We start from the raw sequence: 13596 nt of genomic DNA on the forward strand, positions 1-13596 counted from the left end.
ATTGGTCATATCTTTGTTAGGTACACCGAATACTTCAAAATGAAAAAAATACTTACACTATTACTGTCTTCAGTAATCTTGTCTTCTTTTGCACAAAGCAAATTAGATTTATCTTATTATTTACCAAAAAATGTAACTTACAATAAAAATATTCCTACTCCAAAATCTGTTATTGGACATGAGGTAGGAGAGTGGCATATTACTCACGATAAGTTACTATATTATATGAAAGCTCTAGCAAAAGCTTCAGATAGAGTTGTTATTGAAGAAAGAGGAAAAACTTACGAAGACAGACCTTTGATTTTATTAAAAATTACTTCTTCTAATAATCATAATAAATTAGAAGATATAAGGAAAAAGCATATTGAATTAACAGATAATAGTTCAGTAGATGTTTCAAATTTACCTATTGTAGTTTATCAAGGATTTTCCATTCACGGTAATGAAGCTAGTGGAGCAAATGCTGCGTTAGTAGCTGCATACCATTTGGCAGCTGCTGAAGGAAAAGAGATAGAAAATCTGTTAAATAATACAGTTATTTTATTCGACCCGTGTATGAATCCAGATGGAGTACAACGTTTTTCGTATTGGGCAAATAGCAATAAATCAAAAAATATAAATCCAGATCCAAACGATAGAGAGTATACTGAAATTTGGCCAAGAGGAAGAACAAATCATTATTGGTTTGATATGAATAGAGATTGGCTTCCAGTTCAGTTACCGGAAAGTAAATCTCGTATTAAAACTTTTCATGAATGGTTACCAAATATTCTAACGGATCACCATGAAATGGGAAGTAATTCTACATTTTTCTTTCAACCAGGAATTCAAAGTAGAACTCATCCTTTAACTCCAAAGTTAAATCAAGAATTAACAAAAGAGATAGCTACATTTCATGCCAAAGCGTTAGACGAAATAGGTTCTTTATATTATTCAGAAGAAAGTTTTGATGATTTTTACTATGGTAAGGGATCTACTTTTCCGGATATAAACGGAGGAATAGGAATTTTATTTGAACAAGGAAGTTCCAGAGGTCATGCACAAGAAACAGACAATGGAGTTTTAACGTTTCCATTTACTATTCGTAATCAGTTTACGGCCGCGCTTTCTACTTTAGAAGCAGCAAACAATATGCGTGTTAAATTGTTAAATTATCAACAACGTTTTTACAAGAACTCTAAATCATTTGAAAAAGAAAAAGCTATTGTTTTTGGAGATGAAAAAGATGCTGCCAAAGCTTATCAATTAGCTGAAGTATTACACAGGCACAAGATTAAAGTACATAAATTAAAGGCTGATTTTAATGAGGGCAGTTTAAAATTTAAGAAAAACTCTAGTTACGCTGTTCCTTTAAATCAGAAAAATGTACGATTAATAAATGCAATGTTCGATGTAAGAAAGAGTTTTCAAGATAGTTTATTTTACGATGTTTCTGCATGGACATTCAATCATGCTTTTGGTGTAGATTTTTTAAAGGATGTTTCTTTATCTAAGGTTGGTGATGAAATTAAGAAGCCAATATTACAAGAAGGAAATATTGATTTTAAAAGTGAAGTAGGTTATTTAATGCCTTGGAACGAGTATTATGCTCCAAAAGCATTGAATCATATTTTAAATAAAGGTTTACGTGTCAAAGTGGCCATGAAAACTTTTAAAAACGGATTAAAAACGTATGATTACGGAACAATTTTTATTCCTGTTCAAAATCAAGAACTTAACGGTAAAGAACTTTTTGAGTTTTTATCTAAAAGTGCTAAAGACAGTCATTTGAATATTTTTGGTGTTAAAACTGGACTCAATGATGGTATTGATTTGGGGAGTAATAACTTTAGAAACATTAAGAAACAGAAAGTAGCTGTTTTAGTAGGGAATGGAATATCGCCAAGTGATGCAGGAGAGATTTGGCATTTATTCGACCAAAGATTTGATATGCGTATTACAAAGCTAGATGTTTCTAATTTTAGGAGAACAGATCTATCAAAATATTCAACGATTATAATGCCAAATGTATCTTCATTGGATAATATTGTCGATAGTAAGTTAAAAGAGTGGACTATAAACGGAGGTGTTCTTATTGGTTATAAAAATGCATCTCGTTGGTTATCTAACAATAAGTTTATTAAGTTAGAGTTTAATAGTAAAAAACCTCTAATAGCTAAAAATATTAAATTCGAAGATAGAAGATTGTTTTCAGGAGCTCAAGTAATAGGAGGAGCAATATTTAAAGCAAACTTAGATAGATCTCATCCTGTAAATTTTGGATATAAAAATAATTCAATTGCATTATTTAGAAATAGTACTTTATTTATAAAAGCTGATAAGAATAGTTATAATAATCCTATTCGTTATACTAACGATCCACTATTGAGTGGATATATTTCTAAACCTAATTTAGAGCAGTTAAAAGAAACAGTACCTTTTAAAGCTAGTCAATTAGGTAGAGGGAAAGTTTTAGTTTTTACTGACAATACTAATTTTAGAGCATTCTGGTTTGGAACAAATAAGTTATTGATGAACGCAGTTTTCTTTGGAGATAAAATGTAAATCAAATAATATTAAATATGGAATTCAAGTAATCCTAAGAAACTTGAGTTCCATTTTTTATATTTTCTTTAGAATTAGATAATACTACAACTTCATTATTATCATTATATACACCTAAAACTAAGCATTCACTCATAAAATTTGCTATTTGTTTAGGTTTAAAATTAATAATACAGTTTACCTTCTTATTAATTAAATCTTCTTTACTATATAAACTTGTAATTTGTGCACTAGTTTTTTTTATACCTATAGCACTGCCAAAATCTATTGTTAATTGATAAGCAGGTTTTCTTGCTTTAGGAAAGTCATTAACACTTATAATAGTACCAACTCTAATATCTATTTTTAAGAAATCATCAAAATTAATAGTAGTTTCCATCATTAGTTATTTCTTAGAGGATAATTTTTCTATTACCCATAATGGACCAATTAAAAGGAATTGTAAATCTTTGATAAATGAAGGTTTTTTTCCTTCAACCTTATGTCCATAGAATTGTCCAATCCATGCTATAACAAAAATAGCTATAGAAACAATTAATAAATTTGAATGATTATTTATCCAATTATTACCAGCAATTGCTAAAAGTATAAAAATGATCATTTTTATAAAGTACCAAAATCCTAATCTTAAGTAAAAGAAAACAGACAAGAAAACACCTATTACAAAAGCCCAATTCTCAATAAGAGGATTATATAGTTTAAATGTGTTTTTGATTAGGGTAGGAGGTATGGACATAAATAAACCAATAACACTAAAAAAAATTGCAGGCACACAAATGTAATGTATCAATTGATTTGTTTCGTTTTGGTGACTAACTGCATATTCTTCAAACCATTGTTTAGCTGTTCTCATAATTTTTTAAATTAAAAAAGGCCAGAATTACTTCTGACCTTTGTAGTATATAAATCTCTGTTAGTATATTATTTGTTTAAAGCAAAGTTTATAGGGAAACTATATCTAACTTTAACTCTTACGCCTTTTTTCATTGCAGGCTTTAACTTAGGCATTCTGCTTAAAATTGAAACTAAAGCATCTTCTAAGATTTTTCCTCCCTCTGGGCCTTTAGCTCTAATATTTACAACTTCACCGTTAGTGTCAACGATAAAAGAAGCAGTTACTTTACCTTGAATATTTTTTCTTTTAGCTTCTTCTGGGTAAGCAAAGTTTTCATTGATGAATTTAGAAAACTGAACATTAAAACAGCTTTGAGAATCTTTAGCATTACAATCAGAAAATAAAGGAACTGAATCTACACTTTTAAATCCAAAGATATCTTTTGTGTTTTCTGGAATCTTCTTAACTCTTTTTACGTTAGAAGGTCTTTTTCCAGGAATTCTAAAGTTAATAGGTACACCATATTTAACTTTAACACTTTTACCGTTATGCTTACCAGGTTTAAACTTTGGTAATCTCTTAATGATACGAATAGCTTCTTTTTCAAGTAATTCTCCCTGATATGGTCCTCTTACATTTAAATCAGCAACATCACCATTCTTATCGATAACAAATTGAACTAAAACTCTACCTTGGATAGACTCTTCATAAGCTTTACCAGGATAAGAGAAGTTTCTTCTAATATGATCATCGATATTTTTCTTGAAACATTTTTCTTGTTTAAAAATTGCTACTTTCTCACAATCTTCAAATAAAGGAATTTCTTCTACAAGGTTAAAAGGAACCTTTTCTACAACATCTTCACTACTTAAATCTAAATTACCAACTAAAGAAGCTTTTTTCTTTAATTCAGCTAATTTATTTGAAGTAGCACTAGAAGTATTTACACCTGTAACAGCATTTCTTTTACGAATAACTCTTCGTCTAGAAGTTACTTCTACAGATATTTTTTTTGTTTTTCCGTCTTTACTGTCTACTGAACATTTTGTGATACTGTTTAAGTCTAATGCAGGATCTCCTGCTGGTGTATCACATGTTTCGTCTTTTGATTGAGAAAATGCAAATTGCTGAAAAAGGAATATTGCAGCAACTGCGAAAACTTTTTTAAACATACTTTCTTAGGGATTAGAGATTATCTATGCGGCTAAGATATGAATTTATGTCGACTAAAAAAAATTTACGAGTTTTTTTTAATCGATTGCAAATAAGCGAAATACATAATTTAGTCATATATTTTATCTCATCCAAAAAATATGCCAAAAGGAATAAACGTCAAATTTACTCACTAAAATTAATAGGTAAACTGTACTTTACATTTACAGGTAAACCGTTTTGTTTACCTGGAGTAAATCTTGGTAATTTACTTACAACCCTCTCTATTTCTTGTTCAAGTTGTTTGTTTTTATTCCTAGATTTAATAAGAAGATTATTTACGTTACCTTTCACATCAACAGTAAATTGTAAGAAAACTCTACCGTTTAATCCTTCATCAGAAGCTCTTTCTGGATCAAAGTTTTTAGCAAAGTGTTTAGAGAATTGTTCGTTAAAACAATCACTTTTATTTCCATTATTATTTTCACAATTAGGGAATAATGGAACTTCATCTACAACTGAAAATAAAATTTCTTGAGCTATTACTTTTTTTGTAACAAGTTTGCTGCGGATCTCAAGTTTATCGTTACTTGAATTAATTTCCTTTTTAAGATTATTGGTATTACCTAATGAATTAGCCTTATTCCTTTTTCTTATAACTCTTTTTCTGATTTTACTTGAAGCAACATTAAGAGTAACTTTTCTTTTATTGTCTGATTCCTTTTTAATAGTACATTTAGAAATACTATTTAAATCATTAATTAAAGGTTCATTTGGTGTATCGCATGTCTCTTTAGATTGAGAATAAACATAAGTAGATAGTAACATTAAAATGGTTACTAGCAGTGGGGGGGTAAAATGTTTCATGGTTTGAGGGGAATTTTTATTATTAAACTAAACTATATCTTCATTTACAAATTTCGGTTTTAAGTTATTTTATGATGTTAAGGATCTTTTATTGAAAAGTTAAATCAGATGAAAAAGAACTATAAATTTTATTTTTAATTTCATAATAAATTTACAGTTAATTAACATTTGTGTCAGTGAATCTCTAACTCTTTCAAAATTAGTGAATTAAAAAAGCTAATCTATTAACATTTGTTAATAAATTAGCTTTTTATTTGTTTGTTTTACTGTTTGTTAACAGTTTTATTTAATATTCATTAATTCTACGTCAAAAATTAATGTAGCATCAGGAGGAATTACTCCACCAGCTCCACTAGATCCGTAAGCTAAGTTAGAAGGAATTACTAAACGAGCTTTATCTCCAACTTGTAGTAATTGTATTCCTTCATCCCATCCTGGAATTACTTGACCAACTCCAATAGCAAAATCAATTGGTTGTTTACGTTTATATGAAGAATCAAAAACAGTTCCGTCTAATAATTGTCCTTTATAGTGTACAGAAACCATTGCTCCTTTAGTTGCTTTTTTTCCTTCACCTTTTTGAATGATTTTATAACGCAATCCACTTGGAGTTTCATCATAACCAGCTGCAACCTGATCTAAAAGTTCTTTTTGCTTAGCTTTTTCAGCAGCTTCTCTTTTTTCACGTTCTCCTTCAAAAGATCTAAAAGCCTCAACTGCATTCCAAGCTTCGGCAGTTTCACCAACTCTTAAAATTTCAACATTCATATCGTCACCTTGCTCAACAGCATCAACAACATCTTGTCCTTCAATTACACTACCGAAAACAGTATGCTTTCCGTCTAACCATGGAGTAGCAACATGAGTAATAAAGAATTGAGAACCGTTAGTTCCTGGCCCAGCATTTGCCATAGAAAGTTTTCCAGGAGCATCGTGCTTTAATTCTGGGTGAATTTCATCGTCAAATTTATAACCTGGATTTCCAGTACCTGTTCCTTGTGGGCAACCACCTTGAATCATAAAGTCAGCAATAACTCTATGAAACTTTAATCCATTATAATAAGGCTCACCTTGAGGACGAGCTGTGTTTTCTAAATTTCCTTCAGCTAAAGCAACAAAGTTACCAACTGTTCCAGGAGTTTTTTCGTATTCTAAATTCACTAAAATGTCTCCTTTAGGAGTAGTGAACTTTGCGTATATTCCGTTATTCATTATAAATTATTATTTGTCAGTGTTATTTTTAAGTGAGGCAAAGTTATAACTTATACCTATATTAAAGTTGTTTGAATTTACATTTCCGAAAGGCGAATATAATTTTCCACCAGAAACGTGTAAAGCTATATTGTTAGTAGCGAAATAATTGAATCCTATAGTTGGTCTTGCTACAATTCCTTCGTCAGTATCTACACCAGCACCACCAGCAGCACCTCCAACTAAATTTACAAAAGCATTTACTTTATGATTCAAAAATGTATTTGTTTTTACACCAAAACCAGCCAATCCATGTGCATAACCACCAGATCTTCCTCCATAAGCAAAACCAGCTTCACCGATTAGGTATACATTATTAAAGATATCGTAAGTAAAGTTTAAAGCTAATAGTTGTAAATCGGTTACCAATACATTATTAGGATCATCTGTTTTTTGAACTTTAAAATACGTCTGATTTTGTATAGATGCTGAAATTCCTTGAGTTTTAAAGTTTGTATTCGGTGTTCCGTCTGAAGTTTCAGTTCCACTACTCAAGTTCATATATTTTAGTCCGAAACCTAAAGTGTAGGCTTCAAAATCTCCATCTAAAGCTCGGTAATATCCACCATGTCCGCTTAATGCTAGATTGTCGGAAATTTTTAAATCTAAACCAGCAGAAGGATAAACAGTTAATCCGCCTTCAGGAGCAATTCTTCCTCCAGCTGCACCAACAGCCAGTTTTCCAAAAACATTGATATACTTTGATTGATACGGATGATAACCAGCACCAACAAATAAATCCATAAAACCAGCTCTTAATCCTTTATATATAGCATCAGTATGTGCAAATAAAAATGTATTCTCGTTTACATACTTCTGATATTCAAAACCTAATACATATAATGTAGTATCTAAAGGATCTCCATTATCTTTTTTAGATTCTCCGAAAGGAAAGAAGAAATCGAAACGAACTTGCTGTGTATTTTTAACAATAGGTCTTTTCCAATAAGAATCGTTACCCAAAGTGTTTGTGAACTCTTGATTTGCATTTTCATAATCTGTATATCTGAAAATACTTGGAATTTCAACAAAGAAAGAAACAGAATTATCTTTAATACTTCCTGTATAAAAGTTTAAATGACTGAATTGTACTCCAAAACCATAGTTTTTCTTTTTATATTGTAAACCAATATTTGGATTGATAAATGCTCCATCATTTACTAAAACTCTATAACCACCTCCGCCACCGAAGTGGAAGTTAGCATCAAAATAAAGATTGTCAATTATTTTTTTGTTGATACCTAATTCTGCACCTAAAGTGAATAATCCACCTTGATCTCCAGTTACAGCAAAATGAAATCCAGCTCCACCATATAACCAGTCGTTAAAAGGAATTTGATAATGCAATCCGACCAATCCCATAGTAGATTCAGTAAATCTTGCATTGTCTGGCATAGAAACCGGAATAAAATTTAAACGAACTCTGTTGTTTAATTCTTTTCCTTTTAATTCAGAAATATCTTTTTGACCAAATACAGTTGTAGTCACAAAAAGAAGAAAAATGAACTGAATCGTTTTTTTCATAAATCAAAAAATTAATTAAATTCACTAGTAAAATGTAATTTCACTGTTGGAAATTTACTTTGTGTCATTTGAATTGTAAACGGAGAATCTGCTAAGAAAACTAATTGTCCTTGTTTGTCTTTAGCCAAATAACGTTGCTTTACACGTTTGAATTCTTTAAATTCTTCGTTCTTTTCATCTTCAGGTTCTACCCAACAAGCTTTATGTACTGCAATATTTTCGTACGTACATTTAGCATTATATTCATGCTCTAAACGATATTGAATTACTTCGTACTGAAGTGCACCAACAGTACCAATAATTCTTCGTCCATTCATATCTAAAGTAAATAACTGTGCAACACCTTCATCCATTAATTGGTCTAAACCTTTATATAATTGTTTTGCCTTTAAAGGATCTGCATTGTTTACATATCGGAAATGTTCTGGAGAGAAACTCGGAATTCCTTTGAAATTTAATTTTTCTCCTTCAGTTAATGTATCTCCAATTTTGAAGTTACCCGTATCGTGAAGTCCAACAATATCACCAGCAAAAGATTCTTCAACAATTTCTTTCTTTTCAGCAAAGAAAGCATTCGGACTAGAAAACTTTACTTTTTTGTTATTACGAACGTGTAAGTATGGCGTATTTCTTTTGAATGTTCCTGAAACGATTTTTACGAAAGCTAAACGGTCTCTGTGTTTAGGATCCATATTCGCGTGAATTTTGAAAACAAATCCTGTTAATTTATTTTCTTTAGAATCTACTAAACGAGTATCCGACATTTTAGGTTGTGGATTCGGAGCAATATCAATAAAACAATCTAATAATTCTTTAACTCCAAAATTATTTAAAGCAGAACCAAAGAATACAGGTTGTAATTGTCCATCGTCATAAGCCTTTTTATCAAAGTCAGGATATACTTCATAAACCAGTTCTAATTCTTCACGAAGTGTTTCAGCAGCATCTTCTCCAACAAGTTCATCTAATTTAGGATTGTTTATATCATCAAATTCAACACCTTCAGAAATAGTTTGCTTGTTATCACCAGAGAAAATATTGATTTTCTTTTCCCAAATGTTATAAATTCCTTTAAAGTCGTAACCCATTCCGATAGGGAAACTTAAAGGTGTAACTTTTAATCCTAATTTTTGTTCAACTTCGTCTAAAAGATCAAATGCATCTTTACCTTCACGGTCCAACTTATTGATAAAAACAATCATTGGGATATTACGCATTCTACAAACTTCAACTAGTTTTTCAGTTTGTTCCTCGACACCTTTTGCTACATCTATAACAACAATAACACTATCTACAGCAGTTAATGTTCTAAATGTATCTTCAGCAAAATCCTTGTGACCAGGAGTATCAAGAATATTAATTTTCTTTTCTTTATAATTGAAAGCAAGAACAGAAGTAGCAACAGAAATACCACGCTGACGTTCAATTTCCATGAAATCGGAAGTAGCACCTTTTTTAACTTTATTACTTTTTACGGCACCAGCTTCTTGAATGGCTCCACCAAAAAGTAATAGTTTCTCTGTTAATGTTGTTTTACCCGCATCAGGGTGAGATATAATTCCGAATGTTCTTCTTTTTTGTATTTCTTCTAAAAAACTCATTAGCTATAATTGAGGGCGTAAAGATATATCTAATTAAAAAAAGAGCCAAGTGTTTAGAGTTTTATCCAATTACTAAAGAAGTGTTTATAAAAAAGAAAAGCGCAAGTACTATGACTCACACTTTTCTACTAATCTAAAATGAAATTTGAAGGCTTATTTTTTCTGAATATTTTTCATGAAAACTCTAATTTTTTGAATGATTTCTTCGCCATCTTCTTCCAAAGCAAAATGACCTGTATCATATATATTATAGTCTATGTTTTTTACATCCTTTTTGAATGCTGCTGCACCACTTTCTGGAAAAAAAGCATCGTTTTTACCCCAAACAATTAAAAGAGGAGGTTGATTGTCTCTTAAATATTGTTGCCATTTTGGATATAGTTTTACATTATTTTGATAATCGTAAAATAAATTTATATGCATTTTATGCGAACCTGGTCGAGATAATCTTAAATAATCTAAGTGCCAAGTATCTGGATTTACATTTTCCGGATTTCTTGTTCCATGTGTGTATTGCCATTCTAATCCTTCTAAAGAAAAAGCAGGTAATAAGGCATTTTCAGTTTCTTCGTTACGATTTGCCCATAACTCTCTAATTCCTTTCCACGCATCACCTAAACCTTCTTCGTAAGCATTACCGTTTTGATTTATAATAGCTGTAATTCTTTCAGGATGTGCAGTAGCTAACCTAAAACCAATTGGAGCTCCATAATCTTGAATCATTATAGCATAAGAATTAATTCCTTTTTCTTCTAAGAATATATTAATAATGTTAGCAATATTATCAAAAGTATATTCATATTGATCAATAGGAGGGAAGTCACTATTACCAAATCCAGGGTAATCAGGAGCAATAAGATGATATTCATCTGCAAGTTGCGCTAACACTTTTCTATATTGATGTGATGAAGTTGGGAAACCATGTAATAAAACGATAGTTGGATTTTTCGGATTTCCTGCTTCTCTGTAAGCAATAGATATTCCATTAACAGTTTGCTTTTTGTATTTAATTTGTGTCATTGTGTTTTGTTGTATTGTTGTTGTTTGTTTTTGTATTTCTTTTTTCTGACAACTAAATGCCAAAATGATAAAAGAAAAGAGTATAGGTTTTAGAAGTTTCATGTTGTTTGTTTTATAATTTTCTATCTGTTTCTTTAATTTTTAAATCGTTGATACTAGCGTATCGTTTTTGCATAAGTCCATTTTCATCAAATTCCCAGTTTTCATTACCATATGCTCTAAACCATTGTCCTTCTTCATTTTCGTATTCATATTCGAATCTCACTGCAATGCGATTTTCAGAAAAAGCCCATAGCTCTTTTTTAAGTTTATAGTTAAGTTCTACATTCCATTTATTTGATAAAAAATCTTGAACTTCTTTTCTACCATTAATAAATTGATCACGATTCCTCCATTCTGTATCTATTGAATATGCTTCTGATACTTTAATAGGGTTTTTACTGTTCCAAGCATCTTCTGCCATTTGAACTTTTTGTTTAGCTGTCTCCAAAGTAAATGGAGGTAATGGATGTTTTTTCATGTTTATATTTTTAATTACCGAACATTCGGTAAAATTTTAATTTAAATTTTTTATTGATCTAAATATTCGTTTTCTATTTGCACTAAAGTATTTTCAAAAATAGTAATATCATTAAGTCCTTTAGTAACGATTAAACTACCCTGAACTTTAATTAAAGTTTGATATGCTTTTTCTTTTGCATCAGTAGGAGAGAAGCCTAAAGCAAGACCTAATGTTTCAAATGTATTGATCCATTTTTTCATTCCTCCACTAATTTGATTTTCAAATAATTCTAAGCTAGATTGCATAGATAATGCTCTAAAAATACAAGTTTCTTCTCCGCCTTTATATAAAACTCTAACTGCTTCTAAACCTGTTTTTAATCTTTCTTTAGGAGTTTTTTCTGTATTTAATAATTCAAAAAAAACTTTTTCATCAACCCAATTATCAATGTGATTTAAAACGGCATCAGCCATACCTTTTTTTCCATCAGGAAATCTATGATATAAGCTTGCTTTTTTTAATCCAGTTGCATCAGATAAATCTTTTAAACTAGCACCTTCGTATCCTTTTGAACGGAATACTTTACTTAATCCGGCTAAAATTTCAATATCTAATACTTTTTGTGGTCTCATAGGACAAAGATATAAAAATATATTTAATTACCGAACGATTGGTAAAAAAATAAATTAAATCTGAATTAGTAATTCAGATTTAATTTATTTTTTAATAAATATGCCATATATCATTTAATAAACTTCCTTCCCAACCACCAAGAATCCATAATTTATTGTCATAAACGATATTTGCATGATTTCCTCTACCATTAAAATTTGTAATTTCAGTTTCTTTTTCCCAAATAATTCCATCTTTACTAGACCAGAAATCATTATTTAAACTACCAGAAATTACCCACATTCTATTTTTAAATACAGTTGAAGAATGACCGTGTCTAGGACTAAAATTGGAATTTATATTTTCAATTTTCCAATTGATTCCGTCAGAAGAAGACCACACATCATTTAAATCACCCAACCCATTTCCTTGATTGCTATTTATGCCACCGATTACCCAAATTTTATTTTTGAATATTATAGAAGTATGTTCGAATCTAGCTACAAAAGCTGCATTATTGGTTTCTAAATTCCAATTAAGACCATCGGAAGAAGACCAAATATCATTAAATTCTGAATTGTTATTTTTACCACCAATGATCCAAATTTTATTATTAAATACTACAGTTGTATGACCTTGCCTAGCAGGAAAAGTAGCATTGTTGGTTTCTAAATTCCAATTGATACCATCTGAAGAAGACCATACATCATTTAAAATAGAATTGATACCACCACCACCAATAATCCAAACTTTATTATTAAATACTACGGAAGTGTGATTAGTTCTGGGAGAAAAAGATGAATTCATGTTGTTAGCAACTTCTAAATTCCAATTAACTCCATCTGAAGAAGACCATACATCATTCAATAAGCCACCATTAACACTATTGTTAGAAGCATGATAACCGCCAATAACCCAAAACTTTTGATTAAATTTAACTACACTATGTTCAGTTCTAGTCGAAAATTCTGCATTTTGGGTTACTACTTTTCCTATAAAGTTTCTTGTTCTAAAAGAAAATATATTGCTCTCTGTAGTATTACCATTTTGGTCAGATGCTATTACTTTCCATGAATATATAGTGTTAAAATCCAAATCATCAATGATTTGAAATGAGTTTGTTGTCAGATTACTACTAATTACACTTGTAGGGTTTTCATTTCCTTTATCTAATAGAACAGTGTATGTTATATTGTCATTGTCAGGGTCAATAGACTTTTCCCATGAAAAATTAGGTTTTAAAATAACATTGCTCTCATTATTTTTTATTTCATTTAAAACAAAACTTGAAGGAGGAAGATTGTTCCTAGTAGTAAAGTTGTAAACTTCACTTTTAGTTATATTGCCTCTTTCATCTTTAGCAATCACTTGCCAATAATATTTGCGGTTATAATCTAAAGTTTCAGTAATAGAAAAACTAGTTTCGCTAATATCTGAAATAAGTATTTTATTGAGGTTATCAGATTCATAATCTAATAAAACACTATAAGTAACTTTTTCTCCTTCAGGATCATTTGCTCTTCCCCATGATAAAGTTGGAGACAATTTTATATCTGTTGAGTTATTAGGGAGGTTAACCAAGATAAAATTATTTGGAGGTAAGTTGGGTACTATTTCTTTATCATCTGAACAAGAAATAATTAAAAGGAATGTTATTAACAAAAGATATAGTTTTAACTTCATAGTAT

The 13596-nt window shown here is 30.2% G+C and carries 12 protein-coding genes; 1 reads left to right on the forward strand and 11 read right to left on the reverse strand.

Annotation, left to right across the window (positions count from 1 at the left end; all coding sequences use genetic code 11):
- The first annotated feature begins 39 nt into the window (after window positions 1-39).
- Window positions 40-2544 carry a M14 family metallopeptidase gene (locus Q1A46_RS14570; protein ID WP_299680219.1) on the forward strand — a complete coding sequence of 835 codons (2505 nt, stop codon included), beginning with the start codon at window positions 40-42 and terminating at the stop codon, window positions 2542-2544.
- A 34-nt stretch (window positions 2545-2578) separates the two neighbouring features.
- Here the strand turns inward: Q1A46_RS14570 and Q1A46_RS14575 are convergent, their stop codons facing one another.
- From Q1A46_RS14575 to Q1A46_RS14625, 11 genes are all read right to left on the reverse strand, one after another.
- On the reverse strand, window positions 2579-2923 hold the full coding sequence (locus tag Q1A46_RS14575; protein ID WP_299680221.1) for a tRNA-binding protein: 345 nt from the start codon (window positions 2921-2923) through the stop codon (window positions 2579-2581).
- Between the two features lie 6 nt (window positions 2924-2929).
- A complete protein-coding gene (locus tag Q1A46_RS14580) occupies window positions 2930-3397 on the reverse strand; it encodes a DUF962 domain-containing protein (protein WP_299680224.1) in 468 nt (155 codons plus the stop codon).
- A gap of 68 nt (window positions 3398-3465) precedes the next feature.
- Window positions 3466-4551 carry an energy transducer TonB gene (locus Q1A46_RS14585; RefSeq protein ID WP_299680227.1) on the reverse strand — a complete coding sequence of 362 codons (1086 nt, stop codon included), beginning with the start codon at window positions 4549-4551 and terminating at the stop codon, window positions 3466-3468.
- 166 nt (window positions 4552-4717) lie between these two features.
- On the reverse strand, window positions 4718-5398 hold the full coding sequence (locus Q1A46_RS14590; RefSeq protein WP_299680229.1) for an energy transducer TonB: 681 nt from the start codon (window positions 5396-5398) through the stop codon (window positions 4718-4720).
- 282 nt (window positions 5399-5680) lie between these two features.
- The gene (locus tag Q1A46_RS14595) at window positions 5681-6610 is read right to left on the reverse strand and encodes a peptidylprolyl isomerase (RefSeq protein ID WP_299680232.1); all 930 of its coding nucleotides are present in this window, start codon (window positions 6608-6610) and stop codon (window positions 5681-5683) included.
- 9 nt (window positions 6611-6619) lie between these two features.
- A complete protein-coding gene (locus tag Q1A46_RS14600; protein WP_299680234.1) occupies window positions 6620-8173 on the reverse strand; it encodes a hypothetical protein in 1554 nt (517 codons plus the stop codon).
- Window positions 8174-8184: 11 nt separating this feature from the next.
- On the reverse strand, window positions 8185-9774 hold the full coding sequence (locus Q1A46_RS14605; RefSeq protein ID WP_299680237.1) for a peptide chain release factor 3: 1590 nt from the start codon (window positions 9772-9774) through the stop codon (window positions 8185-8187).
- Between the two features lie 153 nt (window positions 9775-9927).
- Window positions 9928-10896: an alpha/beta fold hydrolase gene (locus Q1A46_RS14610; RefSeq protein WP_299680239.1), complete on the reverse strand. Its 969-nt coding sequence runs from the start codon at window positions 10894-10896 to the stop codon at window positions 9928-9930.
- Between the two features lie 10 nt (window positions 10897-10906).
- Window positions 10907-11314, reverse strand: coding sequence for a nuclear transport factor 2 family protein (locus Q1A46_RS14615; protein WP_299627146.1), 408 nt, complete (start codon window positions 11312-11314; stop codon window positions 10907-10909).
- 50 nt (window positions 11315-11364) lie between these two features.
- Window positions 11365-11928, reverse strand: coding sequence for a TetR/AcrR family transcriptional regulator (locus tag Q1A46_RS14620; protein WP_299680242.1), 564 nt, complete (start codon window positions 11926-11928; stop codon window positions 11365-11367).
- Window positions 11929-12019: 91 nt separating this feature from the next.
- Window positions 12020-13591 carry a kelch repeat-containing protein gene (locus Q1A46_RS14625; protein ID WP_299680245.1) on the reverse strand — a complete coding sequence of 524 codons (1572 nt, stop codon included), beginning with the start codon at window positions 13589-13591 and terminating at the stop codon, window positions 12020-12022.
- Between the last annotated feature and the right edge of the window lie 5 nt (window positions 13592-13596).

This window comes from uncultured Tenacibaculum sp. (assembly GCF_947502995.1).
GTDB lineage: Bacteria > Bacteroidota > Bacteroidia > Flavobacteriales > Flavobacteriaceae > Polaribacter.

Bases quoted from the DNA above. Each gene is read 5' to 3' on its own strand.
- Q1A46_RS14620 (WP_299680242.1), bottom strand. From the start codon at position 11,928: ATGAGACCACAAAAAGTATTAGATATTGAAATTTTAGCCGGATTAAGT.
- Q1A46_RS14580 (WP_299680224.1), bottom strand. From the start codon at position 3,397: ATGAGAACAGCTAAACAATGGTTTGAAGAATATGCAGTTAGTCACCAA.
- Q1A46_RS14585 (WP_299680227.1), bottom strand. From the start codon at position 4,551: ATGTTTAAAAAAGTTTTCGCAGTTGCTGCAATATTCCTTTTTCAGCAA.
- Q1A46_RS14625 (WP_299680245.1), bottom strand. From the start codon at position 13,591: ATGAAGTTAAAACTATATCTTTTGTTAATAACATTCCTTTTAATTATT.
- Q1A46_RS14595 (WP_299680232.1), bottom strand. From the start codon at position 6,610: ATGAATAACGGAATATACGCAAAGTTCACTACTCCTAAAGGAGACATT.
- Q1A46_RS14570 (WP_299680219.1), top strand. From the start codon at position 40: ATGAAAAAAATACTTACACTATTACTGTCTTCAGTAATCTTGTCTTCT.
- Q1A46_RS14600 (WP_299680234.1), bottom strand. From the start codon at position 8,173: ATGAAAAAAACGATTCAGTTCATTTTTCTTCTTTTTGTGACTACAACT.
- Q1A46_RS14590 (WP_299680229.1), bottom strand. From the start codon at position 5,398: ATGAAACATTTTACCCCCCCACTGCTAGTAACCATTTTAATGTTACTA.
- Q1A46_RS14605 (WP_299680237.1), bottom strand. From the start codon at position 9,774: ATGAGTTTTTTAGAAGAAATACAAAAAAGAAGAACATTCGGAATTATA.
- Q1A46_RS14615 (WP_299627146.1), bottom strand. From the start codon at position 11,314: ATGAAAAAACATCCATTACCTCCATTTACTTTGGAGACAGCTAAACAA.
- Q1A46_RS14610 (WP_299680239.1), bottom strand. From the start codon at position 10,896: ATGAAACTTCTAAAACCTATACTCTTTTCTTTTATCATTTTGGCATTT.
- Q1A46_RS14575 (WP_299680221.1), bottom strand. From the start codon at position 2,923: ATGGAAACTACTATTAATTTTGATGATTTCTTAAAAATAGATATTAGA.